The organism is Geobacillus kaustophilus (assembly GCF_000948285.1).
In the GTDB taxonomy this organism is placed as follows: Bacteria; Bacillota; Bacilli; order Bacillales; family Anoxybacillaceae; genus Geobacillus; species Geobacillus thermoleovorans_A.
The window spans coordinates 3,265,415-3,290,150 of sequence record NZ_JYBP01000003.1 but is presented as its reverse complement, the minus strand read 5'-3'; the positions used below and the strand labels follow the sequence as shown (position 1 = coordinate 3,290,150).

General features: G+C 54.4%; 24 protein-coding genes. All 24 read left to right on the top strand.

Annotated features, from left to right (window positions below; all coding sequences use genetic code 11):
• The first annotated feature begins 18 nt into the window (after window positions 1-18).
• The 24 genes from LG52_RS16880 to LG52_RS16765 all read left to right on the top strand — a co-directional run bounded on the left by LG52_RS16880 (window position 19) and on the right by LG52_RS16765 (window position 24,731).
• Entirely contained in the window at window positions 19-420 is a 402-nt protein-coding gene (locus LG52_RS16880; protein ID WP_044732826.1) for a F0F1 ATP synthase subunit epsilon, read from the top strand.
• 273 nt (window positions 421-693) lie between these two features.
• Window positions 694-1,062 carry an NADH-quinone oxidoreductase subunit A gene (locus tag LG52_RS16875; protein WP_044732825.1) on the top strand — a complete coding sequence of 123 codons (369 nt, stop codon included), beginning with the start codon at window positions 694-696 and terminating at the stop codon, window positions 1,060-1,062.
• Complete coding sequence (locus LG52_RS16870; protein WP_044732824.1) at window positions 1,053-1,565, top strand: NuoB/complex I 20 kDa subunit family protein; 513 nt, start codon at window positions 1,053-1,055, stop codon at window positions 1,563-1,565. Before LG52_RS16875 ends, LG52_RS16870 begins: the two co-directional genes overlap by 10 nt.
• A gap of 3 nt (window positions 1,566-1,568) precedes the next feature.
• Entirely contained in the window at window positions 1,569-2,741 is a 1,173-nt protein-coding gene (locus LG52_RS16865) for an NADH-quinone oxidoreductase subunit C (RefSeq protein ID WP_044732823.1), read from the top strand.
• A gap of 3 nt (window positions 2,742-2,744) precedes the next feature.
• Window positions 2,745-3,845 carry an NADH-quinone oxidoreductase subunit D gene (locus LG52_RS16860; RefSeq protein WP_044733333.1) on the top strand — a complete coding sequence of 367 codons (1,101 nt, stop codon included), beginning with the start codon at window positions 2,745-2,747 and terminating at the stop codon, window positions 3,843-3,845.
• Complete coding sequence (gene nuoH / locus LG52_RS16855; RefSeq protein ID WP_044732822.1) at window positions 3,842-4,843, top strand: NADH-quinone oxidoreductase subunit NuoH; 1,002 nt, start codon at window positions 3,842-3,844, stop codon at window positions 4,841-4,843. Before LG52_RS16860 ends, nuoH begins: the two co-directional genes overlap by 4 nt.
• Before the next feature lie 113 nt (window positions 4,844-4,956).
• A complete protein-coding gene (nuoI, locus tag LG52_RS16850) occupies window positions 4,957-5,376 on the top strand; it encodes an NADH-quinone oxidoreductase subunit NuoI (protein WP_044732821.1) in 420 nt (139 codons plus the stop codon).
• A complete protein-coding gene (locus tag LG52_RS16845) occupies window positions 5,373-5,894 on the top strand; it encodes an NADH-quinone oxidoreductase subunit J (protein ID WP_044732820.1) in 522 nt (173 codons plus the stop codon). Before nuoI ends, LG52_RS16845 begins: the two co-directional genes overlap by 4 nt.
• Window positions 5,891-6,196 (top strand): NADH-quinone oxidoreductase subunit NuoK, encoded by a 306-nt coding sequence (gene nuoK, locus LG52_RS16840; protein WP_044732819.1) that lies wholly within the window; start codon window positions 5,891-5,893, stop codon window positions 6,194-6,196. Before LG52_RS16845 ends, nuoK begins: the two co-directional genes overlap by 4 nt.
• Before the next feature lie 17 nt (window positions 6,197-6,213).
• Entirely contained in the window at window positions 6,214-8,067 is a 1,854-nt protein-coding gene (nuoL, locus tag LG52_RS16835; RefSeq protein WP_044732818.1) for an NADH-quinone oxidoreductase subunit L, read from the top strand.
• Window positions 8,064-9,623 (top strand): NADH-quinone oxidoreductase subunit M, encoded by a 1,560-nt coding sequence (locus LG52_RS16830; RefSeq protein WP_044732817.1) that lies wholly within the window; start codon window positions 8,064-8,066, stop codon window positions 9,621-9,623. Before nuoL ends, LG52_RS16830 begins: the two co-directional genes overlap by 4 nt.
• Window positions 9,624-9,627: 4 nt before the next feature.
• Window positions 9,628-11,121 (top strand): NADH-quinone oxidoreductase subunit NuoN, encoded by a 1,494-nt coding sequence (nuoN, locus tag LG52_RS16825; protein ID WP_044732816.1) that lies wholly within the window; start codon window positions 9,628-9,630, stop codon window positions 11,119-11,121.
• A gap of 286 nt (window positions 11,122-11,407) precedes the next feature.
• A complete protein-coding gene (locus LG52_RS16820) occupies window positions 11,408-11,647 on the top strand; it encodes a DUF1146 family protein (protein ID WP_011232810.1) in 240 nt (79 codons plus the stop codon).
• 260 nt (window positions 11,648-11,907) lie between these two features.
• Window positions 11,908-12,663 carry a YwmB family TATA-box binding protein gene (locus tag LG52_RS16815; protein ID WP_044732815.1) on the top strand — a complete coding sequence of 252 codons (756 nt, stop codon included), beginning with the start codon at window positions 11,908-11,910 and terminating at the stop codon, window positions 12,661-12,663.
• A 31-nt stretch (window positions 12,664-12,694) separates the two neighbouring features.
• Window positions 12,695-13,999 (top strand): UDP-N-acetylglucosamine 1-carboxyvinyltransferase, encoded by a 1,305-nt coding sequence (murA, locus tag LG52_RS16810; protein WP_044732814.1) that lies wholly within the window; start codon window positions 12,695-12,697, stop codon window positions 13,997-13,999.
• Window positions 14,000-14,554: 555 nt separating this feature from the next.
• A complete protein-coding gene (gene spoIID, locus LG52_RS16805) occupies window positions 14,555-15,586 on the top strand; it encodes a stage II sporulation protein D (protein WP_044732813.1) in 1,032 nt (343 codons plus the stop codon).
• 174 nt (window positions 15,587-15,760) lie between these two features.
• On the top strand, window positions 15,761-16,648 hold the full coding sequence (locus tag LG52_RS16800; RefSeq protein WP_044732812.1) for a M23 family metallopeptidase: 888 nt from the start codon (window positions 15,761-15,763) through the stop codon (window positions 16,646-16,648).
• Window positions 16,649-16,831: 183 nt separating this feature from the next.
• Window positions 16,832-17,281, top strand: coding sequence for an Lrp/AsnC family transcriptional regulator (locus LG52_RS16795; RefSeq protein ID WP_015376050.1), 450 nt, complete (start codon window positions 16,832-16,834; stop codon window positions 17,279-17,281).
• 402 nt (window positions 17,282-17,683) lie between these two features.
• Window positions 17,684-18,625 carry a nickel ABC transporter permease gene (gene nikB, locus LG52_RS16790; RefSeq protein WP_044732811.1) on the top strand — a complete coding sequence of 314 codons (942 nt, stop codon included), beginning with the start codon at window positions 17,684-17,686 and terminating at the stop codon, window positions 18,623-18,625.
• Window positions 18,626-18,651: 26 nt separating this feature from the next.
• Window positions 18,652-19,557, top strand: coding sequence for an ABC transporter permease (locus LG52_RS16785; protein ID WP_044732810.1), 906 nt, complete (start codon window positions 18,652-18,654; stop codon window positions 19,555-19,557).
• 32 nt (window positions 19,558-19,589) lie between these two features.
• Window positions 19,590-21,152, top strand: coding sequence for a glutathione ABC transporter substrate-binding protein (locus LG52_RS16780; protein ID WP_044732809.1), 1,563 nt, complete (start codon window positions 19,590-19,592; stop codon window positions 21,150-21,152).
• Between the two features lie 8 nt (window positions 21,153-21,160).
• Window positions 21,161-22,165, top strand: coding sequence for an ABC transporter ATP-binding protein (locus LG52_RS16775; RefSeq protein WP_044732808.1), 1,005 nt, complete (start codon window positions 21,161-21,163; stop codon window positions 22,163-22,165).
• Window positions 22,137-23,114 carry an ABC transporter ATP-binding protein gene (locus LG52_RS16770; RefSeq protein WP_044732807.1) on the top strand — a complete coding sequence of 326 codons (978 nt, stop codon included), beginning with the start codon at window positions 22,137-22,139 and terminating at the stop codon, window positions 23,112-23,114. The genes LG52_RS16775 and LG52_RS16770 overlap by 29 nt, the downstream gene beginning before the upstream one ends.
• A 12-nt stretch (window positions 23,115-23,126) precedes the next feature.
• Window positions 23,127-24,731, top strand: coding sequence for a gamma-glutamyltransferase family protein (locus LG52_RS16765; RefSeq protein WP_044732806.1), 1,605 nt, complete (start codon window positions 23,127-23,129; stop codon window positions 24,729-24,731).
• Window positions 24,732-24,736: the final 5 nt, after the last annotated feature.

The window sequence follows — 24,736 nt, the reverse complement described above, 5'->3', positions numbered from 1 at the left end:
GGATAGGGGGATTGGACAATGAAAACGATCCACGTGAGCGTCGTTACTCCTGATGGCCCGGTGTATGAAGATGATGTCGAGATGGTGAGTGTGAAGGCGAAAAGCGGCGAGCTCGGCATTTTGCCGGGGCACATTCCGCTTGTCGCCCCGCTTGAAATCAGTGCGGCCCGGCTGAAAAAAGACGGCAAAACGCAATACATTGCCGTCAGCGGCGGCTTTTTGGAAGTCCGTCCGGACAAAGTGACGATTTTGGCTCAAGCTGCTGAACGGGCGGAAGACATTGACGTCCTGCGCGCCAAAGCGGCGAAAGAGCGGGCGGAGCGCCGCCTGCAAAGCCAGCAGGACGACATCGACTTCAAGCGGGCCGAACTGGCGTTAAAACGCGCCATGAACCGTTTGAGCGTTGCGGAAATGAAGTAAAAGCAGGGGAGTTTTTCCCCTGCTTTTTTTGATGAAAACGGAAGAATCGTCCGTCAAGGAGAGAGGCAAACGCTCTCTCTTTTTTCGTTCCTTGTATTCCGTCGCTTCAACAAAGATGAAACGCTTACATGAATGGATACGGTGTTGACAGTGTTAACTTGAAGTTTTGCTGACACGGCTGGATATAAATGTTATAATGAAATCGAAGGAATTATTGAAAAATTTCATCATTAACACTATATGTATGTAGTAAACCGGAAGGAGGCGAGCTGGTTGAGCAACATCTACGCAAACAGTTATTTGATCATCTTCGTCTTCCTTTGCCTCGGTGTGCTGTTGCCGATCGGGGCGCTCACGGCCGGACGATTGCTGCGGCCGCACGTGCCGGACGAGATGAAGGCGACGACTTATGAAAGCGGTAACAATCCATTTCACGACTCGCGCGTTCAGTTTCAAGTCCGCTACTATCTATTTGCCTTGCTGTTTGTCATTTTCGATGTCGAGACGGTGTTTTTGTATCCGTGGGCGGTCGTTTATGACCAACTCGGCTTGTTCGCGTTAGTGGAAATGATCATTTTCATCGTCTTGCTTGCCATTGGCCTTATTTACGCTTGGAAAAAGAAGGTGTTACGATGGATGTGAAATGGGAAGGATTTTCCAAAAGTGAAATGGAAGAGGTAAAGCGAAACGTCTTTTTGACGACGTTAGAACAGTTGAAAGGATGGGCCCGAAGCAGTTCGCTTTGGCCGTTGACGTTCGGCCTTGCCTGTTGCGCCATCGAGATGATGGCAGTCGGCGGCGCCCATTACGACCTCGACCGGTTCGGCTCGTTTTTCCGCGCCTCGCCGCGGCAGGCGGACGTCATGATCGTCTCGGGCACGGTGACGAAAAAAATGGCGCCGCTCTTGCGTCGATTGTATGACCAAATGCCCGAACCGAAATGGGTCATCGCCATGGGTTCGTGTGCGACGGCCGGCGGCCCGTACATCAAATCGTACAGCGTCGTCAAAGGCGTGGATCAGATCGTTCCGGTTGACGTGTACATACCGGGCTGTCCGCCGAACCCGGCAGCGCTCATCTACGGCATTCATAAATTGAAAGAAAAAATCCGCTTGGAAGCCAAAACGGGGAAGAAGGTGCTGTGATCGATGGGTGAAGAAAAAGATTTGACCCAGCGAAAAAAGGAAGCGGCCGAGCGGGCAAAACAGCTGGCGCGTGAACGGCTTGCGGCTAGGCAGGCAGATGAACAGGCCAAGTCAGCCGCCGAAACGGGCAGGTTGAACTCCCATCCAAATTCAAATGACAGACAGATCGAAACAATGAAAGGAGAGGCGGCAAAATCAGCATCGACTGACGATCTGGCCTTGGCCAAAAAACGAGCGGCCGAGGAAGCGCGGGCGAGAGCGGCGGAACTGAGGAGACAGCGCGAGTCGGCGGCGACAGGGGACGACCTTGAGGCGGCGAAAAGGAAGGCAGCCGAGGAAGCACGGGCGAAGGCGGCGGAACTGCGGCGGCAGCGCGAGGCGGCAGCCGCGGGAGGTGGAGCGGAGGATGATCTTGAGCTGGCAAAGAAAAAGGCAGCCGCGGCCGCGAAGGCGAGAGCCGCTGCATTGGCCAAACAAAAAGCGGCGGAAGCGTTAGGCGGCACTGACGAACTGGCCAAGCAAAAAGCGGCCGCCGCGGCGAAAGCGAAAGCCGCGGCCGCGGCAAAAGCGCGGGCGGCGGCCTTGGCGAAGCAACAAGGCGGCGCTGACGATGAGGGAGCGAAACAAAAAGCGGCAGCGGCCGCCCGGGCGAAGGCCGAAGAAACTGACGGAGGGACCGGACGGTCTGCCGCTCCGTCGCCGAACGATCCGCTGCTTGAGAAATATGTCCGCGTCATTCATGAGCATCTCGGGCCGGATGTGCTTGAGGACGCGTACATCAATCGGCTCGCGAAAGACATGCCGACGCTTGTCGTGAAAAAAGAGGCGTACTACAAAGTCGCCGAGTTTTTGAAATACAATGAACAGCTTCGGTTTGATTATTTGTCCGAGCTGCACGGCACCGATTTTCAGACCCATATGGAAGTGTACGTCCATTTGTACTCATACCCGAACCGGCAGCCGGTGGCGCTGAAAGTCAAAATCGAGCGCGACAATCCGGAAATCGATTCGCTCGTTCCGCTTTGGCCTGGGGCGAACTGGCCGGAGTGCGAAGCGTACGATTTGCTTGGCATCCGTTTCCGCGGCCACCCGAACTTGATCCGCATCTTTCTGGGCGAACAATGGGTCGGGCATCCGCTGCGCAAAGATTATGAGCCGTACGATGCGGAGGTGTGAATGATGCTGCGCACAGAAGAAATGATTTTAAACGTCGGCCCTCAACACCCGAGCACGCACGGGGTGTTCCGCCTCATTTTGAAAATTGAAGGCGAGATCATTCAAGAAGCAACACCGGTCATCGGCTATTTGCACCGCGGGACGGAGAAAATTGCCGAAGGGCTGCAATATACGCAAATCATCCCGTACACCGACCGGATGGACTACTTGTCGGCGATGACGAACAACTACGTGCTTTGCCATGCGGTCGAAACGATGATGGGCATTGAAGTGCCGGAGCGGGCTGAATATTTGCGCGTTCTCGCCATGGAGCTCGGGCGGATCGCCAGCCATCTCGTCTGGTGGGGGACGTACTTGCTTGACCTTGGCGCGACGAGCCCGTTTTTGTACGCGTTCCGTGAACGGGAAATGATTATTAATCTATTAAATGAGCTGTCTGGAGCACGGCTGACGTTCAACTATATGCGCATCGGCGGCGTCAAATGGGATGCGCCGGACGGTTGGATTGACAAAGTGAAGCAGTTCGTTCCGTACATGCGGGAGAAACTTCACGGCTATCATGAGCTTGTCACTGGCAATGAAATTTTCCGCCAGCGCGTCACCGGCGTCGGGAGGTATACGAAAGAAGAGGCGATCAGCTATTCGCTGAGCGGCGTCAACTTGCGGTCGACCGGCGTCAAATGGGATTTGCGCAAAGATGAACCGTATTCGATCTATGACCGCTTTGATTTTGACGTGCCGGTGCGCGACGGCGGCGACTGCCTCGCCCGCTATGAATGCCGGATGGCGGAAATCGAACAGTCGCTCCGCATCATCGAGCAGGCGTGTGAGCAATTTCCGCCTGAGGGGCCGATCATGGGAAAAGTGCCCCGCATCATTAAAGCGCCGCCTGGGGAGACGTTCGTCCGCATTGAAGCGCCGCGCGGCGAGATCGGCTGCTATATTGCGAGCGACGGCAAAAAAGAGCCGTACCGCCTCAAATTCCGGCGCCCGTCGTTTTACAACTTGCAAATACTCCCGAAGCTGCTCAAAGGAGAAAACTTGGCCAATGTCATCGCCATTTTGGGGTCGATTGACATTGTGCTAGGGGAGGTCGACGGATGATGGAGCAATGGCTTGAATCCACACCAAGCTGGTCGAACATCGCCCTCTTTTTCGGGCTTGGGGCGCTGTTGTTAGCGGTCGTGCTCGCGTTTGTCACGTACGCCATTTTGGCCGAACGGAAAGTGATGGGGTTTATGCAAGGGCGCATCGGCCCGAACCAAGTCGGCGGCCGCTTCGGGCTATTGCAAACCGTTGCTGACGTATTGAAGCTGTTGCTGAAAGAAGACACGATCCCAAAAGCGGCCGACCGTCCGCTCTACGTGCTGGCGCCAATCATCGCCTTTACGCCGTCGTTTATGGTGCTGGCAGTGCTGCCGTTTACCGATGCGTTCCGGTTCGCCGATATCGGCGTCGGCCTGCTGTATTATATCGCTGTCTCCGGCTTGACGACCGTCGGCGTTGTCGCCGGCGGCTGGGCGTCGAACAACAAATACGCTCTGCTTGGCGGCATGCGCGCGGCGGCGCAAATGATTTCCTATGAGATTCCGCTCGTCATGTCGGCGCTTGGCGTCGTGCTTTTGGCTGGAAGCATGAATTTGGTTGACATCGTTGCAGCGCAAAAAGACGTGTGGTTCATTTTCGCTCAGCCGCTGGCCTTTTTGATTTTCCTCATTGCCGCGGTGGCCGAGTTGAACAGGACGCCGTTTGACTTGCCGGAGGCGGAGTCCGAGCTGGTCGCGGGGTTCCATGTCGAATATTCCGGGTTCCGTTGGGCGTTCTTTATGCTCGCCGAGTATGTGTATTTGTTCGCCATGGCGGCGCTCGTGACGATTTTGTTTCTCGGCGGCTGGCATCCGGTCGCGTTTCTCGGCTGGATTCCTGGCGCGGTCTGGTTTGCGCTGAAGTTTTGTGCGGTCGTTTTCGTCCTCATTTGGTTTCGCGCCACATTTCCGCGCGTGCGCGCCGACCAGCTGATGGAGTTCGCCTGGAAAGTGCTGCTTCCGCTTTCGCTCGTCAACATTGTGCTGACAGCGGTCGTCAAGGCGTGGTTTTTCTAAAGGAACAAAGCAACTTGCCTTGCCGGGAAGGAGGCAGCCGTCCATGAGCATGGCCTCCTCTTTCGGACAAAAGTCGTGTCGGAACGCCATTTTCCCATGAGAGGGGTAGACGGATGATCGGGTTGATGAAAGGATTGGCGTATACATTAAAAGAATTGACGCGCGAAAAAGTGACGTACGATTACCCGCACGAACCGCTCCCGCTCCCGGATCGGTTTCGCGGCATCCAAAAGTTTTATCCGGAAAAATGCATCGTGTGCAACCAGTGTGTCAACATTTGCCCGACCGAATGCATCCAGCTGACCGGGAAAAAGCACCCGGACCCGGCGAAAAAAGGGAAAGTGATTGAGACGTACAACATCAACTTTGAAATTTGCATTTTATGCGATTTGTGCACGGAAGTGTGCCCGACGGAAGCGATTGTCATGACGAACAACTTTGAGCTCGCCGAATACAGCCGCGATGCTCTGTATAAAGATTTGGCCTGGCTTGATGAAAATGATACGAACATAAGAAGGGAGAATAAGCCGTGAGCGGAACGGACATTGCCTTTTTCTTGCTCGCCCTCGCGGCGATTGCCGGGGGAGTGACGATGCTCCAGCTGACGAACGTCGTCCACATGGTCGTCGCTCTTGTCATGACGTTTTTAGGCATTGCCGGGCTGTACGTGCTGTTGTCCGCTGAATTCGTCGCTGTCGTGCAAGTGCTCATTTATTCCGGAGCCATCACGATCATCATGCTGTTTGCCATCATGCTGACGCGCCATCATAGAGATGAGAAGGAGCGCCAAACGACTGGCGGCGTCTGGCATAAAGCGGTTGCCGCCATCTCCGTCATCGCCTTCGGCCTTGCCGTCTACTTCGGCATCCGCCGGCTCGACTTTGGCACTGACGGCAGCGCGCTTTCGGGCGACAACGCTAAAGCGATCGGCAAGTTGCTTTACTCGTATTATACGATTCCGTTTGAAATCGTGTCCGTCATTTTACTTGTCGCTTTGATCGGCGCGATCGTGCTGGCGAAAAAAGACGGCAAGGAGGCGGGGGACAAATGACGTTATCGGCTTATTTGGCGCTGGCGCTCATTTTGTTTTGCATCGGGCTGTACGGAGCGCTCACGAAGCGGAATACGGTCATTGTGCTCATCTGCATTGAGCTGATGTTGAATGCGGTCAACATCAATTTCGTCGCGTTTGCCAAATACAGTCCCCATCCCAGTGTTCACGGGCACGTGTTCGCGCTGTTTGCGATCGCTGTGGCGGCGGCGGAAGCGGCTGTCGGTTTAGCCGCGCTCATCGCTTTTTACCGCAGCCGGAAGACGGTTCAAGTCGATGAAGCGAATTCGTTGAAACATTAGAGAAGGGGATGGGAACGATGATGAACCTAGCTTGGGTTGTGCCGCTGTTCCCGCTTGGTTCGTTCATTCTGTTGCTGCTGTTCGGACGGAGATGGAAACAAGCAAGCGCCTATGTCGGCATCGCCGCGACGTTGTTATCTTTGCTTTTGGCGCTCGCCGTGCTTGCGGACCGTCTCGGCGGGTCGACGTATGAGGCGAATTGGACATGGATGACGATAGGCAGCGTGACGTTGACGGTCGGGATTTCCGTCACCGCGCTAAACGCTTGGATGCTTGTCGTCGTCGCGCTGGTCAGCTGGCTCGTTCATGTGTATTCGCAAGGGTACATGGCTGGAGATGAGCGGTTTTCGACGTTTTATGCGTACTTAGGGTTGTTTACGTTTGCAATGCTCGGTCTTGTGCTGTCGCCGAATTTGCTGCAGGCGTACATCTTTTGGGAGCTCGTCGGTCTCGGGTCGTTTTTGCTGATCGGTTTTTACTTCTATAAGGAAGAAGCAAAAGCGGCGGCCAAAAAAGCGTTCATCATGACACGCATCGGCGATGTTGGCTTTTTCATCGGCATGATGCTGCTCTTTTGGCAAACGCACAGCTTTGATTACGATGACATTTTCCGCGCCGTCGGCGACGGCACGCTGTCGCCGGGGATGACGACGCTTGCGGCCATCTCGATTTTCATCGGCGCCATCGGCAAATCGGGGCAATTTCCGCTCCATACATGGCTTCCGGACGCGATGGAAGGCCCGACGCCAGTGTCGGCGCTCATCCACGCCGCGACGATGGTGGCGGCTGGGGTGTATCTTGTGGCGGCATTGTTTCCGCTGTATGAAGCAAGCCGTATAGCCATGATGACCGTGGCGACGATCGGCGGGGTGACGGCCATTTTCGCTGCGACGATCGGCTTGGTGCAGACGGACATTAAGCGCGTCCTCGCCTATTCGACGGTCAGCCAGCTCGGCTATATGATGTTGGCGCTGGGCGCGGGCAGCTATGTCGCGGCCATCTTCCATTTGACGACGCATGCGTTCTTTAAAGCGCTTCTCTTTTTGGCAGCCGGGAGCGTCATTCATGCCGTCCGTACGCAAAACATCGAGGAAATGGGCGGGCTTTGGCGGCGGCTCCCATGGACTGCTCCGCTATTCCTCATTGGGGCGCTGTCGATCAGCGGGGTTCCGCTATTCGCCGGTTTTTTCAGCAAGGATGAAATTTTGGCCGCCGCCTGGACGAACGGGCCGCGCCTCCTCTTTTGGCTCGCGGCCGCTGCCGCGCTGTTGACGTCGTTTTATATATTCCGGCTCTTTTTCCTCGTCTTTGCCGGCAAAGCGCGGCATCATGAGGATGCGCATGAAGCGCCGGCTTCGATGGTGGCGCCAATGCTTGTGCTCGGCGTGCTGTCGGTTGCTTCCGGGTACATTCAAACCCCTTGGTTCGGTTCGTTTCTTGGTGAATGGCTGACCGACGGGGCGCACCATCATGAAGCGGCGCCGGGATGGATCGCCGTTATGGCAACCGCCTTGTCGCTTGCCGGGATTCTTCTTGCTTGGCTGATGTACGGGAAGCGGACCGTGCCGCGCGATTGGCTGTCCGCGCGCGTTCCGTATATCGATGAGCTGTTGCGCCGCCACTACTATATCGATGACATCTACCGTTTGACGGTTGTGGCGCTCGTGTCATTCATCAGCCGCCTGTTGGCGTATGTCGACCGCTTCCTCGTTGAAGGGCTTGCCCGGCTTGCCGCCGGCATCGTCGGTGCGGCTGCCTCGGCTGGGTCGCGCGGGCAAAACGGGCAGGTGCAGACGTATGGGGCGGTGACGGTGGCCGGATTGGCGATTTTGGTCGTCATTTTCGCCTTAACAGGGGGGTACTGGCTATGATGTTTTTATCGCTGCTCGTCTTTTCGCCGCTGTTAGGCATCGTGTTGCTGATGTTTGTCCGCAAAACGGATGCACGAATGATTCAATGGCTCGGAACAGCTGCCACCGTGCCGCCGCTCATTTTGGCGTTGTTTGCTTTCATCCAGTCTGGACGCGGGTTTCGCCTCGAGCGGCTCGATGAAGCGCAGGACTGGGTGCGGCTTACTGACCTGCCATTTTTGACGGACGCGGCGTATGTGATCCGCTATGAGCTCGGCATCGACGGGCTGTCGCTTGTCTTTATCGTTCTGACTGCGGTGTTGGCGACGTTGGCGGCTTTGGCGTCGATGCTTGTCAAAACGGAGAAAAAAGGGTATTTTCTCTGGCTGTTGGCGCTCGAGATCGGCATGCTCGGCGTGTTTGCCGCCGCCAATTTCGTCTGGTTTTTCCTCTTTTTAGAGGTGACGTTGGTCGCCATGTTTTTTCTCGTCGGCAAGTGGGGCGGATTTGAGCGCGAGCGGGCGGCGTACAGCTACTTGTTGTACAACGGGCTCGGCTCGGCTTTGTTGCTTGTCGTGATCGCGGTGCTCATCGCCCGCACCGGAACAGCGAACTTTGCCTTGCTCCATGAGATGTTACATAATCCTGTTGCCCAAGGACAATGGATTGCGCCGCTGACGGGGGAAGGGCGGCGTTGGCTGCTTGGCGGGCTGCTGTTGGCGTTTGCCGTCAAGCTGCCGGCCGTTCCGCTCCACCGCTGGCTCATCCGCGTCCACGTCGAAGCGCCGCCGCCGGTCGTTATGCTTCATGCCGGGGTGTTGCTGAAAATCGCGGCGTACGGGATGATTCGCTTCGGGGTCGGCTTGTTTCCGGACGAGTTCCGCGCATTCGCCGGCGCCATTGCGGTGTTTGGCGTCATCAACGTGCTGTACGGCGCGCTGTTGGCGCTTCGCCAGCGCGAACTGAAGCGCGTGCTCGCCTACTCGAGCGTGTCGCATATGGGGGTTGTGCTCATCGGCCTCGGCGCGTTGAATGAGGCCGGCATTCAAGGAGCGGTCTTTCAATCGGTCGCTCACGGGCTCATCTCGGCCTTGTCGTTTTCGCTTGTCGGCGTACTTGCTCATCGAATCGGAACAACGGACATCAACCGGCTTGGCGGACTGGCGAAAGCGATGCCGCTCTTTTCGGGGTATTTGCTCACAGCGGCGCTCGCCTTGCTCGGTTTGCCGGGGCTGGCGGGATTTGTCGGTGAATTCACGTCGTTTCTCGGGCTGTTTCAAACGAAGCCGGCCCTTGCCGCCGTGGGGGCGCTGGGGTTGATTTTGGCTGCCGCCTACTCGCTCAAGGCTGTTCTTGACATCACATTCGGCCGCGACCGTAAAGAGGCGGTCATGGGTTCAAGACCGGCGGCGGGGGAGATCGAGGCGCATCGGGCTGCCGTCGACTTGCGAGGGAAAGAAGCGGCGCCGGCGTTCATCCTCGTCGCGTTGATCGTGGCCGTCGGCGTCTATCCGCAGCTATTGGCCGCGCCGCTTGCGGCCGTCGTAGAGACGATGATGAACGGGCTAGGGGGGTGATCACATGAACGATGTATGGCAATCCGATTGGGGCATGATGGCGCCCGAATGGATCGTCCTCGCGGCCGCCATAGTGCTGTTGGCGATTGACTTGGCGCTGCCGAGTGATCGAAGCCGCCGGCCGCTTGCTTGGGGCGCCGCGGCGTCGGCGGTGCTCGCCATGATCGCGACAGCGGCGATGATCCCGGCCGAGCCGGCGTCGATTTTGCATGATACGTTTCGGCTCGATGCGTTCGCAAAAGCGTTCAAGCTCATTTTGTTGGCTGGCGGAGCGCTCGCTTTGCTTTTAGTGGCCGAATGGGCGCCGAAAGAAGGCAGTCCGCACCGCGGCGAGTTTGCCTATATGATGCTGTTTGCCCTGCTTGGGGCGATGATGACGGCGTCAAGCGGCGACTTGCTTGCATTATTTGTAAGCATTGAGCTGCTCTCGGTGTCATCCTATATTTTGGCCGGCTTGCGCAAAACAGCGCCTTCGTCGAATGAGGCGGCGCTCAAATATGTCATCAACGGCGGCATCGCCACCGCCATCATGCTGTTTGGCATGAGTTATGTGTTCGGCTTGACGGGAACGACGAATCTCGGCGACATCGCGCGCCGGCTGCAAGAGTCGAACGAGACGTACATGCTCGCGTTGGCGTTTCTTCTTTTGTTGATCGGGGTTTCGTTTAAGTTGGCGACCGTTCCGTTCCATATGTGGGCGCCGGATGTATACGAAGGAGCGCCTGTTCCTGCTACGGCGTTTTTTGCCGTCGTGTCGAAAACGGCTGGCTTTGTTCTTCTTCTCCGTTTGTTGGTGACGGTGTTTGCCGCGGCGCCGTCTGAAGGGCGCGAGCCGTCGTCGCTTCTCTTGTCGATGCAGCCGGTCATCACCATATTGGCCGGGCTGACGATGATCATCGGCAGCGTCGTGGCGCTTCGGCAGCGGAGTTTAAAGCGGCTGCTCGCCTACTCGAGCATCGCCCACGCCGGCTACTTGCTCGCCGGGTTTGCTGCGATGTCGTGGGCGATGATCGATTCACTCTGGATGTATTTGCTTGTCTATACGTTAATGAACATTGGGGCGTTTGCCATTATCGCCCATATTGTCAATGAAACTGGCTCCGATGATTTGGATGGGCTCGCCGGTTTATACCGCCACCGCCCGCTGCTGGCTGCGGCGCTCGGGCTGTTTTTGCTTTCGCTTGCCGGCATCCCGGGCACGGCCGGGTTTATCGCCAAACTGTATATATTCATCGGCCTTGTCGTCACGGAGCCAGGCCATTACGTGCTCGCTGCGGTGATGGCCATCACGACCGTCATCTCGTACGTGTATTATTTCAATTTGATCGTCCAGCTCTTTTTCCGTCCGACGTTCACCGCGCCGCTCAGACGGCTGCCGGCCGGGCTGTCGACCGCCGTCGTCCTTTGCGCGCTCGGAACGTTGGCGATCGGCTGGGCGCCGGGGCTGGCTTACGATGTGCTCGCCCAGTTTGGACATTTTGGCGATTTTTTGCCGTAACAGTAGAATAAAGGGAGAGGGAAGCCTCTCCTCTTTTTTTGCGCCGCTGGCCGCGTGAAAAAATGGGGTGTATGCGCCGGTTGCTTTGTTTTGAGAGACGGGAGTGCTTTGGCTGCGAGGCTGTTTCGATCTCGGGAAAGAAGGGAATGCTTTGTTTCGGGACCGAAAGGCTTGCCATGCGCCGCTTTTAGTCCATTGGCGGCATTGGCTGCTTGCGGCGTTTCGGGAATGAACAGAAGCGTCATATGCACCGTTTCACGTATACTTGGGAAAGAGGTGAACTTTGATGATGCCGGTCATTGGTCAACAAGCGTTGATTTCGATTATCGTCCACTTAGCGTTTCTAGCAGTGACGTGGTGGACGCTGCAGGCGGTGCGGCTCGAGGTGCTGCTTCGGCCGAACCGCGTCGTCCAAGGGCGTCTGCTGTACATTTTATTGACGATCGCTATCGGCTCGACGGTGGCGAACTTTTTCCTCGACTATTGGGCGTGGTCGACCGATTTGCCGTATTTGTTCCGCGAATAGGAAGGCCCGGGGCGCCGTGGCGCTTCGGCTCCCCCTCCAACTGCCCGCTTGCCCCGCCCTCTGTCCGGCCGATCGGTTCTTGCCGCTGCCTCTTTGCTCCCCGTCCCGTCCCCTTCTTCCATGGATTCTCGGCCGTTTGTCCTCCGATTTGATGTTTATTTATGAAAGCGATTTCAAAAATCGGCGGTTGTCGATTTTTTTGACGTATGTTCCCTTGCCCGTTGGCAACAATAACAAGTAAGGAGAGGAAGGGAACGAAGATGAGAAAAAATCTAATCTGTTGGCTGATGGCGCTCGTCGCCGCGGTCTTGTCGTTGGCCGCAGGGCAATATCGGACGGAAGGCGCTCAGGGGAACGAATGGTCCAAACCGTTGGAAATGATGGCACGCACATTGGCGCAGCACGGTGCTTCGCTCGGCCGCTGGGTCGTGTACACAAGAGAGTATGCCCATGATATTGAAAATGATGCGGACTTTTTCAAAAAAATGGCGGAGTTCAAACAAACATACCGCTCCTTTCGCTGGACGTTCCACCAAACTAGCCATTGGCAAAAAGCGATCGGCACGAACGAACATTCCTTTTTTCGTGAACAAATCCAGCTCGTGATGACCGTCACAAATGGAACGCCGCAAACGTATATCCTCTATGAAGCAACCGGCCCAACGTGGAGCCAAGCTGGTTGGAAAGATATAAAAAGGCACATTGAAAAAACGACGAACGGACTATTTGTGAACCATCCTACATTTTTTGCTTGTATGGAAGGCGAGTTCAGTGGTAATATGGAAAGTGGTTTGTTCGACCAAGCCTCTCAATTGCTTCGCGATTTCTACGCGACGCCTGTCGAGTGGCTGCGGGAAGAGTCACTCGTTTCCCTGTCTGCATATACTGGGCAGTGGAAGAACGTTCTCCCGGCCGCCAATCATCAGCCGATCAACCTGCAACTCGCCTTGAGGAAAAGTTTGGGCGGCAAGACGCGCGTCGTTGCTGGAACCCCAATCATTACCATTGAATACTAATATAGAGAAATTGGACGCGGAGGGGAATACCTTGGAAAAGATCATCGTCCGTGGCGGAAACCGGTTGAGCGGCACCGTCAAAGTGGAAGGCGCAAAAAATGCCGTTTTGCCTGTCATTGCTGCCACTTTATTGGCCACGAAAGGAACAAGTACGATTCATGATGTGCCTGCTCTTTCCGATGTATATACAATCAGCGAAGTGCTCCGCTATTTAGGCGCCGATGTGCACATTGCCGGCGAGACGGTCACCGTCGACGCCACCGGTCCGTTGACGGTGGAAGCGCCGTTTGAATATGTGCGAAAAATGCGCGCGTCAGTGTTGGTCATGGGGCCGCTGTTGGCGCGCAACGGCCGAGCCCGCGTGGCGCTGCCGGGCGGCTGTGCCATTGGCTCGCGCCCGATCGACCAACATTTAAAAGGATTTGAAGCGATGGGCGCGTCTGTGAAAGTCGGCAATGGCTTTATCGATGCGGAAGTGAACGGACGGCTCCGCGGCGCCAAAATTTATTTGGACTTTCCAAGCGTCGGGGCGACGGAAAACATTATGATGGCCGCCGTGCTCGCGGAAGGCACGACTGTGATCGAAAACTGCGCCAAAGAGCCGGAAATCGTCGATTTGGCGAACTTTTTGAACGCGATGGGCGCCAAAGTGCGCGGCGCCGGCACCGGAACGATTCGAATCGAGGGAGTTGACGAGCTCGTCGGCACAACGCATACGGTCATTCCGGACCGCATCGAAGCCGGCACGTTTATGGTGGCGGCGGCGATCACCGGCGGCAATGTCCTCGTGCAAGGAGCCGTTCCGGAACATTTAGGCTCGCTGATCGCCAAACTCGAAGAAATGGGCGTGACCGTCATTGAAGAGGAAAACGGCGTGCGTGTCATCGGTCCGGAAAAGCTGAAAGCCGTCGACATTAAAACGATGCCATACCCGGGCTTTCCGACCGACATGCAGTCGCAAATGATGGCTCTCTTGTTGAAAGCGGAAGGCACGAGCATGATCACCGAGACGGTGTTTGAAAACCGCTTCATGCATGTGGAGGAATTCCGGCGCATGAACGCCGATATTAAAATTGAGGGGCGTTCCGTCATGATCAATGGCCCGTGCCAGCTGCAAGGCGCCGAAGTGGCGGCCACCGATTTACGCGCAGCGGCGGCGTTGATTTTGGCTGGACTCGCGGCGGACGGCTACACGCGTGTGACCGAGCTTCGTCATCTCGACCGCGGGTACGTCCGCTTCCATGAAAAGTTGGCTGCGCTTGGGGCCGACATTGAACGCGTCCGTGAAGAAACGGAACAGTTCGACCAAATTCAAACGATCCAATGGAACGGATAAAGAGCGAAAAACGACCGTGAACTGCCTTTCAGCAGGGAATGGTCGTTTTTTTCTTGGAACACGGGCGACCGTCGAAGGACGGTAAAAAATAACCGTTCGTTCCTGACGGCCTGTTTTGAAGCTCAGAGAAAGACTGTCTGTATGAAGTTTCTCCATAAGCTTGATCGCATCGCGCGCGGCAAGTTGCCGCGGTAGTGAAACATGTGCTTTCGAAAAGCCGCTTGTTTCATCGCCCCTGTTCAGTTCAACGGCTTCATGTTTAGAAGGCTTGTGATTTAAGGGGAAATGCTGTTCTCCAACAGTGTTTCTCCAATGGCAAAACCTTGCAACACCATAGCGTCATTCCTTGCGATTTCTCACAAACCGAGCGAATCCGTTGTTTTTCACCAGCCTTTTAGGCGGGGTGCGAAACGCGCTCATGGAGGTTTTGGCTGGAAAGAAAACTGTCATATATACTTGTCCGAGCCCATAACTATAGTAACGAACCGAAGCCAACGCAGGCATTCATTCACGATGTCCGCTTGTGCTTGGAAAATGCATATTGGGGGCTCGGCTATGGTGAAACGACTGAAACCGGTGATGGCGCTCGCTCTCTCGCTGTTTGTCGCCATCCTCGTCATTCCGACGGCGCTCGTTCTTCCATTTTATGACGGGAAGGTGGCCAAATTGGCCGAACAACTGCAAAAGCAAGAACAAGTCCAGCGATCGCAGGCAGCCGAAGGGCCGTCCATCGACGTGGCGGTCTATCGAAGCAAAGAACAACGCGTCGAACATATTCCCCTCGAGCAATATGTCATCGGCGTCGTTGCGGCGGAAATGCCGGCCGAATTTGAACTCGAGGCATTAAAGGCGCAAGCGTTGACGGCAAGAACGTACATCGTGAAGCAATTGCTCGCCAACCAGCCGTTTCGCCTCCCAAAAGGAGCGAATGTGACTGACACAGTGGCTCATCAAGTCTATTACAGCGATGACGAACTGCGAAAACTATGGGGCAGCGACTACGATTGGAAAATGAAAAAAGTGACAAAAGCGGTGATGGACACGCAAGGACAAATTTTGACATACAACAACGAGCCAATCGAGGCGCTGTTTTTTTCAACAAGCAACGGCTATACGGAAAATTCGGAAGCCTATTGGCAAAGCGATTTTCCGTATTTAAAAAGCGTCGCCAGCCCATGGGACAAACAATCCCCGAAGTTTTACCAGCGAAAAACGATGCCAGTGGCGGAATTCGAGCGAAGACTGGGGGTCGAATTGCCTGCTGACGGCTCAGTCGGCGTCATTGTATCGCGCACTCCCGGCCGCCGCGTCGGCGAAGTGAAGATTGGCGGCAAGACGTTTACGGGCCGCGACGTGCGCGAACGGCTCGGGTTGCCGTCGAGTGATTTCACTTGGGTGCGCAACGGAGATGACATCATCATTACGACGAAAGGCTACGGCCATGGCGTCGGCATGAGCCAATACGGAGCCAACTTTATGGCGAAAGAAGGGAAAACGTACGCTGACATCGTCAAATATTATTACCGCGGTGTCCATATTTCGTCGGCGACGGCGTTTTTAAACAAATTGACCGCGAAAAATGGATGAGCCGGGGGTCTCGCTCCCCGGTTTTTCTGTCAAACTTTCGGGGCAAAAGGCAGGGAGACGCCCCTCATTTTTTGTATAAAATCTAGCTGAATGTCAAAAAATAAGTAAAAAAATTGTTTTCGATGTGTATATCTTTTCCTCTTTCTGTTCAAAATGGTTGCTGAGGTGATGAACATGAGAGAGGAACAAAAACAATCGTCGCTGAAGCGTCTGTTCCGCAAACGTTGGGTGTTTCCGGCGATCTATTTATCGTCTGCCGCATTGATCGTCGCTGGTGCGCTTTGGTTCCAATTGGGCAAAGAGGAGAATACGGGCAGAGACAACGTGGCGAAAAACGGCACCGCCCAACAAGAAAATCCAGCTGTTCCGGTCAATGAAACGGTCGAAACGATTGCGATGCCGGTGCTTGATCCGAATGCGGTGCAAGTGAAAACGCTATTCTACGATGACAAAGCATCGGAAGCAGAACAGGAAGCAGCCCTCGTCTTTTATGATCATACGTACCACCCGAACCAAGGCATCGATCTTGTGCGCCAAGACGGCAAAACGTTTGACGTCACCGCTTCCTTAAGCGGAACGGTGACGAAAGCGGAAAAAGACCCGATTTTAGGCTACGTTGTCGAAATCAACCATGAACAAGGGGTTACGACCGTCTATCAATCGCTCGCTGATGTGAAAGTCGAAGCCGGCGACACGGTGAAACAAGGCGAAGTGATCGGCAAGGCAGGGCAAAGCGAATTCAACAAAGAAGCCGGCATCCACGTCCACTTTGAAATTCGCAAAGACGGCCGGGCGGTGAATCCGATTGATTATGTCGACAAACCGTTGACTGCTTTGACTGACAAAGCGGAAGACAACGCAGGAAGGGATCGCGCTGCCACGAGCAAAGAAAAAGAATTGATGCCAAGCGACGAAACAGCGCCGACAGACGAAAACCCGGCGAATGAACAAGCGCCGGCTGACGACCATTCGACGACGCCAAGCGACAACAACCAAGGCGAACATGATGACGCTTCGTCCTACAAAACACCCGATGCGTCGATCGGCATGGCAAGAGCGTAATCGACAAAGCGTCGAGCAAGAGGAAACGAAAAACGCGACGAAAAGGCCTGTCCGTTTGCCAAGACAAACGGGCGGGCCTTTTTTCATCGTCATGTTGCGCCCTAGAGGGATGAAAAAGCTTTCAACCTGGCAGCCGGAGCGGGTATAATGATAGAAAATGGATGCTAGGCGGGTGACAAGGCAGTGAAATTGGATGACATCGACCGCAAAATTCTTGAGCTGTTGATTGAAGATGGCCGAATGTCATACGTCGACATCGGCAAAAAACTGAATCTCTCGCGCGTCGCCGTCCGCGAACGGGTCAACCAGCTCGTCAAGCACGGCGTCATTGAAAAGTTCACCGTCGTCATTAATTCAGAGAAATTCGGCAAGCAAGTCTCGGCGTTTTTCGAGGTTGACTGCGAGCCGGCGTATTTGGTCGAAGTGGCGCAAAAGCTGGCCGAAAACCCAAACGTGGCGAGCTGCTACCAAATGACCGGCCCGAGCACGCTCCATATGCACGTTCTCGTTGAAGATTTTGCCGCCCTCGAAAAATTCATCAACAATGAGCTGTATGCGTTAGAAGGCATCACGAGAGTCGAAAGCCATATTTTGCTTCGCCGCTTTAAGAGCCGGACGGGGTTGAAGTTGTAGCGGCCGCCTCTGGCAGGGCCGTGAAGCCCGGTAAAAAGCGTCCCGTAAAGGGGCGTTTTTTTTATTCATAATAAAAAATTGGTTCATCACCAAAAGATGTACTTGACTTTTAAAGACAAACATGATAGCAATGTTTGTTGCTCAAAGAGACGTATGGTATTAAAAGGAAAAACGCTGTTTTGATTTTCTCTATCATGATCGTCTTTATTTGTCAAGTACACTTTGTGGTGAAGAGCCAAAAAATTCAATTTTTTTAGAGAATTATGTAGAAAAATGATTCGAATTCCTATATAATCATAAAAAACAAAATAAAAATTAACTTTGTTAAATATCAATTTGATTTTAATTAACAAATGAATATAAAATTCTCTTTTATATAAACAACGGAAAGGAGTGAGTATGATGGTAGGGATGATTGTCAGAAGATTTTTTCATCTTATCCTCCTATTGGTCGGCATCTCGTTCCTCGTCTTTACGAGCATGTATATCGCTCCGGGGGACCCAGCAACGATCATTGCTGGCCCGACCGCATCACAGTCAGACATCGAGGCCATCCGCAAAGATTTAGGGCTTAACGACCCGTTCCTTGTCCAGTATGGCCGTTACATAAACGGGGTGCTCCATGGTGATCTTGGTTATTCGTACCAAACGAAACAGCCGGTGTGGGACGCGATCATGACGCGGTTTCCGAACACGCTTAAGCTAGCCATCGCCAGCATTATTGTGGCGGTCATCATTGGTGTCGTTGCCGGCATTATTTCTGCCATCCGGCAAAATTCATGGTTTGACGTCTCCAGCACCGTCTTTGCTTTGGCAGGCATTTCGATCCCGAACTTTTGGCTTGGCACCGTGCTCATTTTAATTTTCGCTGTCAACTTGCAGTTGCTTCCCGTCGGCGGGTTGGATCAGCCGTTTTATACGGCAGAAGGGTTGAAGCAGCTGGTGCTGCCGGCCATTACGCTTGGGACCGGGTCAGCAGCAATGATTGCGAGAATGAGCCGTTCGTCGATGCTCGAGGTCATCCGAGCCGACTTTATTCGGACAGCACGGGCCAAAGGCTTAAGAGAGCGGACGGTCATTTGGGTGCATGCCTTGCGCAACGCCATGATCCCCGTCATTACTGTCATTGGCCTAAACTTTGGTTTTTTGCTCGGCGGCACGATCATCACCGAACAGGTTTTTGCCATTAACGGCGTCGGCCGCCTGATGGTGCAAGCCATTGCCGCCCGGGACTTCCCGATGGTGCAAGGCTCCGTCTTGCTTGTTGCTACGTTGTTTGTCTTAGTCAACCTGATTGTTGACATTATTTATACATTTATCGACCCGCGTATTAGTTACGATTAAATGAGCGATAGAAAGGGGGAAAATGAATGGAAACCGGTGTAGCGGTGAAAACAGGCCATGCGACAGCCGACCTTGGACGCAAGAAAGAAAAAATGTACATCACCACGCTCAGGCGGTTGCTGAAAAACAAGTTGGCAATCGTGGGGCTTGTCATCATCGCCATTCAAGTACTCATGGCCATCTTTGCACCGTGGCTCGCCACCCATGATCCGGTCAAGCAAAATTTGTCAGCGGCTGAGCTGCCGGTTTTTTCCGATGGACATTGGCTTGGAACCGATAACTACGGGCGGGATATTTGGAGTCGCATCGTATATGGCGCCCGCATTTCCCTCGTTGTCGGCATCGTTTCCGTCAGCTTAGGGCTCATCGGTGGGGTGGCGCTCGGCCTGTTGGCAGGGTATTACAAAAAACTCGACGGACTGATCATGCGGATTGTCGACTTGCTGTTTGCGTTTCCGGGAATTTTGCTTGCCATGCTCATCATCGCTATTTTAGGCACCGGCTTGATGAATGTGGCGATCGCCATTAGCATTTGGTCGATCCCGACGTGCGCCCGCATCGTCCGTGGCAGCGTTTTGTCGATCAAAAATCGTGAGTATATTTTGGCGATGAAAGCGCTCGGGGCGAGCAACGCCCGTATCATCATCAAACATATTTTGCCAAACTGTTTGGCGCCGATCATTGTGTTTGCGACGATGCGCATGGCAACTGCCATTTTATCTGCTGCCTCGCTCAGCTATTTGGGGCTCGGCGCTCAGCCGCCGACGCCGGAGTGGGGAGCCATGATTGCCGCTGGCCAGGCGTTTATGTGGACGTCGCCGCACATGACGGTCGTTCCAGGCATCGCTATTATGCTCGTCGTCTTCGCCTTTAACGTCGTTGGCGACGGATTGCGCGATGCGCTGGATCCAAACATGGATATCAATCAATAAAAACTCTTATATATGTTGTGGGGGGAAAGCCAGTGAAAAAGAAAACGTATTGGTCGTATGTTGTGCTTGCTTTTGTGCTTGCCGTTTCGGCGGCGTTGGCCGGATGCGGGGGCAAGTCCACTTCCAACAGTGCATCATCCGGCTCGCAGGAGAAGGAGAATGTCGTTCAAGAGCTGACGTATGCGACGACATCTGACGCAGTGGGTCTCTCGCCGATCTTAACGAACGACTCTGTATCTTCTGCCGTGATCGAGCAAGTGTATGAAACGTTGTTCGTCCGCGATCCAGAGACGATGGAAATCAAGCCGCATTTGGCGGAATCGTATGAAACTCCAGATGATAAAACGTGGGTTATTAAATTGAGAAAAGGCATCAAGTTTCATGATGGCACTGATTTTAACGCCGAAGCAGTCAAGTATACGTTTGATAAGCTGAGAGATCCGAAGACGGCGGCGCCGCGGGCCTCGCTTCTTGAACCGGTTGAATCGGTCGAAGTGAAAGATGATTACACGGTAGTAATCAAAACCAAGTACCCATATGGCCCGATGTTGGCGGCTTTGTCACATACGAATGCTTCTATCGTCAGTCCGACAGCCGATCAAAAGCAAGACTTGATGAAACAGCCAGTTGGCACTGGTCCGTTTAAATTTGTCGAATGGGTGCCGGGCGACCATGTGACATTAGAGAAAAACGATGACTATTGGCAAGGTGCGCCGAAGCTGGAGAAAGTGACGTTCAAAGTTGTTCCGGAAGTGACGACGGCGATTTCGATGCTGCAGATCGGCGATGTGCAATTTATCGACAATATCTCGGCTGAACAGTTGTCCCGCATCGAATCGATGAAAAACGTCCAGCTGATTAAAAAAGAGGGCACGCCGGTCTACTATTTAGGGTTTAATATGAAAAAGAAACCAATGAACGAACTCGCCTTCCGTCAAGCCGTTTCCTATGCGATCAACAAAGATGAGTATATTCAGCAGCTGAAAGGACTTGGGGTGAAATCAAACAGTGTCATCGGCCCGAAAGTGTTCGGCTATGATGAATCGTCAGAAAACGTCGCTTACACCTATGATCCGGAAAAAGCGAAACAGCTCGTTGAAGAACATGGCTATAAAGGAACGAAAGTGAAAATTTTGGTCGCCAATACGGCAAATTACATGAAAATGGCGGAGATCGTTCAAGCTCAGTTGAAAGAAGTTGGTATCAACGCTGAAATTGAATCGATGGAATGGGGAACCTTCCTTGACGCAACAAAGCAAGGAAAATACGATATGACATTCCTTGGATGGACCAACAGCACGGCAGATGGCAGTGAGCTGTTCTATCCAAATTTCCATTCAAAAAACGCAGGGGTATCGAACCGTACATTCTACAGCAACCCAACCTTTGACAAACTTGTCGAAGAATCACGTATGACGATCGATCCAGAAGTGAGGAAACAAAAATTGAAAGAAGCGAATGAATTCTTGCTGAAAGACGCAGCCGTTGTCGTGATGAACCACGGCGTTGTGACGGCAGCCGTCGATCAATCGGTGAAAGGATTGGAGATCGATCCGACAGGACAATGGTCGCTCTATCACGTTCATAGAGAGTAGGGGATAGCATGGCTGAAACATTGCTGCGTGTCGAGAACCTTGTCACGACCTTCAGCACGACGGAGGGAAAAGTCTCCGCCGTGCGGGGGGTTTCTTTTTCGGTTCGCAAAGGAGAAACACTCTGCATCGTCGGCGAATCAGGATGTGGAAAAAGCATCACCTCGCTGTCTATTATGAGGTTGCTGCCAAACAACGGAACGATCGAGAGTGGGTCGATTGAGTTCGCCGGCCGCGACTTGGTGAAATTGTCGAAAGAAGAGCTGCGCCGCATCCGCGGCAATGAAATCTCAATGATTTTCCAAGAACCAATGACGGCGCTCAACCCTGTGTTTACAGTTGGTTATCAACTTCGTGAGCCATTGATGCTTCATCAAAAACTGTCGAAACGGGAAGCGCACGAACGAAGCATTGAACTGCTCAAGCAAGTCGGCATCCCGTTTCCGGAAAAGCGGATGAAACAATACCCGCATGAGTTGAGCGGCGGGATGAGGCAGCGTGTCATGATCGCCATGGCGCTTGCCTGCCATCCGAGCTTGCTTATTGCGGATGAACCGACAACTGCTTTGGATGTGACCATTCAGGCGCAAATTTTGGATTTGATCAATGAGTTGAAACAAAAATTGAATATGGCCGTCATTTTGATCACTCATGACATGGGCGTGGTCGCGGAAATGGCGGATCGAGTGATGGTCATGTACGCTGGTGAGAAAGTGGAAGAAGGCGATGTCGAAAGTATTTTCGCCAACCCGCGCCACCCGTACACAAAAGGGTTGTTGAAATCCGTGCCGAGCGTCGATGATGAGGAGTATTCGCTTGAACCGATTCCAGGGACGCTACCGAGCTTGCACGAACGAATTGACGGTTGCCGCTTCCACCCGCGCTGTCCGTTTGCGACCGACCAATGCCGCACGGCGCCGCCGCCAGAGAAAACGATCAGCGCCAGCCATTCTGTCCGTTGCTGGCTAGAGGAGGGAGCCCACAGCCATGAGCCAGTCCAAGCAGCCACTTCTTAAGCTGGAAAACGTCAAAAAATATTACCCAATCAGAGGGGGACTGCTGCGGCGTATCCAAGGCTATGTCAAAGCGGTCGAAAACGTCTCCCTCGATGTGTTTGCCGGGGAAAGCATCGGCATCGTCGATGAATCGGGATGCGGAAAATCGACGCTCGGCCGAACGGTTCTCGGCCTTGAAGAGGCGACGGGTGGCGCCATCTTCTTTCGGGGTGAGGAGATCAGCCGCTTGCCGGAACGGCAACGCAAAAAGTGGAAAAAAGAGATGCAGATGGTGTTCCAAGATCCGTACGCGTCGCTCAACCCTCGCCAACGCATCGGCCATGCCTTGGAAGAAGCGTTTGTCATCCATACGAACATGACAAAGGCTGAACGCGAAGAGCGGGTATTGCAATTGCTTCAAGAAGTCGGGCTTCGCCCAGAACATTACGACCGGTACCCGCATGAATTCAGCGGCGGACAGCGGCAGCGGATTGGCATCGCCCGAGCCATTGCCTTGAATCCGTCGCTCGTTATTTGCGACGAGGCGGTGTCTGCTTTGGACGTATCTGTGCAAGCGCAAATCATTAAGTTATTAAAATACATTCAAGAAAAGCACGGACTGACGTATTTGTTTATTTCCCACGATTTAGGGGTCGTGCGTCATTTTTGTAATCGTGTGCTTGTCATGTATTTAGGCCATGCAGTGGAGCTGGCTCCGTCGCGGGAGCTGTACGCCAATCCGCTCCATCCATATACAAAAGCATTGCTGTCCGCCATTCCTCGACCGAAACCGGGCGTGAAGCGGGAGCGCATTCGTCTTGAAGGCGACTTGCCGAACCCGGCCAACCCGCCAAAAGGATGCCCGTTCCATACGCGCTGCCCGGTGGCGACAGAACGATGCAAACAAGAGCGGCCGGAGTGGAAAGAAGCGGCTTCAAGCCATTTCGTCGCTTGCCATGAAGTGAAGTGAGGAGGGGTTGCCATGGACTTCCTATACCACCCATACCCATCGCAGCGGATGACGGTGTTTGCCAAAAACGGCGTCGTCGCAACGTCGCAGCCGCTCGCGGCGCAAGCGGGGCTTGATGTGTTGAAAAAAGGCGGCAATGCCATTGATGCGGCGATCGCTGCGGCCGCTTGCTTGACGGTTGTCGAACCGACATCGAACGGCATCGGCGGAGATGCGTTCGCCCTCGTTTGGACGGACGGGAAGCTGTACGGATTAAACGCGAGCGGCTATGCGCCGAAAGCGATCTCGATTGAAGCGCTCAAAGAGCGCGGCTATACGGAGATGCCGAAATACGGCTTCGCTCCGGTGACCGTTCCGGGGGCGCCGGCGGCGTGGGCGGCGCTGTCAAAACGCTTTGGCCGCCTGCCGCTTGCGGAAACGCTCGCGCCGGCGATCGCCTATGCGGAAAACGGCTACCCGGTGTCGCCAGTGCTCGGAAAGTACTGGGCTGCGGCGTTCCGTACATACAAAGAAGCGCTTCGTGGGCCGGAGTTCGCCGCCTGGTTTGCAACGTTTGCGCCGGGCGGCCGCGCGCCGAAGATCGGCGAGGTGTGGGCGTCACCGGATCATGCCGCGACGCTTCGCTTGATCGCTGAAACCGAGGCAGAAAGCTTTTACCGAGGCGAGCTGTCGGAAAAAATGGCTGCTTTCTCGAAGCAATACGGCGGCTTTTTGGCGGCGGATGACCTCGCCGAGTACGAGCCGGAATGGGTTGAGCCGATCTCTGTCTCCTACCGCGGCTATGAGGTGTGGGAAATTCCGCCGAACGGTCAAGGGCTTGTGGCCTTAATGGCGTTAAACATCATGAACGGGTTTGACGTGCCAAGTGTCCCGGATGTCGAGACGCACCACCGGCAAATCGAGGCGATGAAGCTTGCCTTTGCCGATGGGAAAGCGTACATCGCCGACCGCCGCTATATGAGCTGCAGCCCAGACGAGCTGTTGTCGGAGTCGTTTGCCGCCGCGCGCCGGGCGCAAATCGACGAGGAGGCACTCACACCGGAGCCGGGGACGCCGCCAAAAGGCGGAACGGTCTATTTGGCCGCCGCCGACGGCGAAGGCAATATGGTATCATTCATCCAAAGCAACTATATGGGCTTCGGTTCGGGCCTTGTCGTCCCAGGCACCGGCATCGCCTTGCACAACCGTGGCCATAACTTTGTCTTCGATGAACGCCATCCGAACGGGCTGGCGCCGCAGAAAAAGCCGTATCATACGATCATCCCTGGCTTTTTGACCAAAGGCGGCACGCCAGTCGGTCCGTTCGGCGTCATGGGCGGATTCATGCAGCCGCAAGGGCATTTGCAAGTGATCATGAACACGGTCGATTTTGACTTGAACCCGCAAGCGGCGCTCGATGCGCCACGTTGGCAGTGGATGGAAGGAAAAACGGTGTTGGTGGAGCCGCACTTCCCGCGCCATATCGCCGAAGCGCTCGCCCGCAAAGGGCATGACATCTGTGTGGCGCTTGACGGAGGTCCGTTCGGTCGCGGGCAAATCATTTGGCGCGATCCTGACACCGGCGTGCTCGCCGCCGGGACGGAGCCGCGCACGGACGGTGCAGTCGCCGCTTGGTGAGACTA

What these genes read in the sequence shown, in the direction of transcription:
- LG52_RS16860 (WP_044733333.1), top strand. Translation starts at nt 2,745, where the DNA reads ATGCTGCGCACAGAAGAAATGATTTTAAACGTCGGCCCTCAACACCCG.
- LG52_RS16815 (WP_044732815.1), top strand. Translation starts at nt 11,908, where the DNA reads ATGAGAAAAAATCTAATCTGTTGGCTGATGGCGCTCGTCGCCGCGGTC.
- LG52_RS16765 (WP_044732806.1), top strand. Translation starts at nt 23,127, where the DNA reads ATGGACTTCCTATACCACCCATACCCATCGCAGCGGATGACGGTGTTT.
- LG52_RS16880 (WP_044732826.1), top strand. Translation starts at nt 19, where the DNA reads ATGAAAACGATCCACGTGAGCGTCGTTACTCCTGATGGCCCGGTGTAT.
- nikB (WP_044732811.1), top strand. Translation starts at nt 17,684, where the DNA reads ATGGTAGGGATGATTGTCAGAAGATTTTTTCATCTTATCCTCCTATTG.
- LG52_RS16830 (WP_044732817.1), top strand. Translation starts at nt 8,064, where the DNA reads ATGATGTTTTTATCGCTGCTCGTCTTTTCGCCGCTGTTAGGCATCGTG.
- LG52_RS16865 (WP_044732823.1), top strand. Translation starts at nt 1,569, where the DNA reads ATGGGTGAAGAAAAAGATTTGACCCAGCGAAAAAAGGAAGCGGCCGAG.
- nuoN (WP_044732816.1), top strand. Translation starts at nt 9,628, where the DNA reads ATGAACGATGTATGGCAATCCGATTGGGGCATGATGGCGCCCGAATGG.
- LG52_RS16800 (WP_044732812.1), top strand. Translation starts at nt 15,761, where the DNA reads ATGAGAGAGGAACAAAAACAATCGTCGCTGAAGCGTCTGTTCCGCAAA.
- nuoL (WP_044732818.1), top strand. Translation starts at nt 6,214, where the DNA reads ATGATGAACCTAGCTTGGGTTGTGCCGCTGTTCCCGCTTGGTTCGTTC.
- LG52_RS16770 (WP_044732807.1), top strand. Translation starts at nt 22,137, where the DNA reads ATGAGCCAGTCCAAGCAGCCACTTCTTAAGCTGGAAAACGTCAAAAAA.
- nuoK (WP_044732819.1), top strand. Translation starts at nt 5,891, where the DNA reads ATGACGTTATCGGCTTATTTGGCGCTGGCGCTCATTTTGTTTTGCATC.
- LG52_RS16820 (WP_011232810.1), top strand. Translation starts at nt 11,408, where the DNA reads ATGATGCCGGTCATTGGTCAACAAGCGTTGATTTCGATTATCGTCCAC.
- nuoH (WP_044732822.1), top strand. Translation starts at nt 3,842, where the DNA reads ATGATGGAGCAATGGCTTGAATCCACACCAAGCTGGTCGAACATCGCC.
- LG52_RS16870 (WP_044732824.1), top strand. Translation starts at nt 1,053, where the DNA reads ATGGATGTGAAATGGGAAGGATTTTCCAAAAGTGAAATGGAAGAGGTA.
- spoIID (WP_044732813.1), top strand. Translation starts at nt 14,555, where the DNA reads ATGGTGAAACGACTGAAACCGGTGATGGCGCTCGCTCTCTCGCTGTTT.
- LG52_RS16785 (WP_044732810.1), top strand. Translation starts at nt 18,652, where the DNA reads ATGGAAACCGGTGTAGCGGTGAAAACAGGCCATGCGACAGCCGACCTT.
- nuoI (WP_044732821.1), top strand. Translation starts at nt 4,957, where the DNA reads ATGATCGGGTTGATGAAAGGATTGGCGTATACATTAAAAGAATTGACG.
- LG52_RS16775 (WP_044732808.1), top strand. Translation starts at nt 21,161, where the DNA reads ATGGCTGAAACATTGCTGCGTGTCGAGAACCTTGTCACGACCTTCAGC.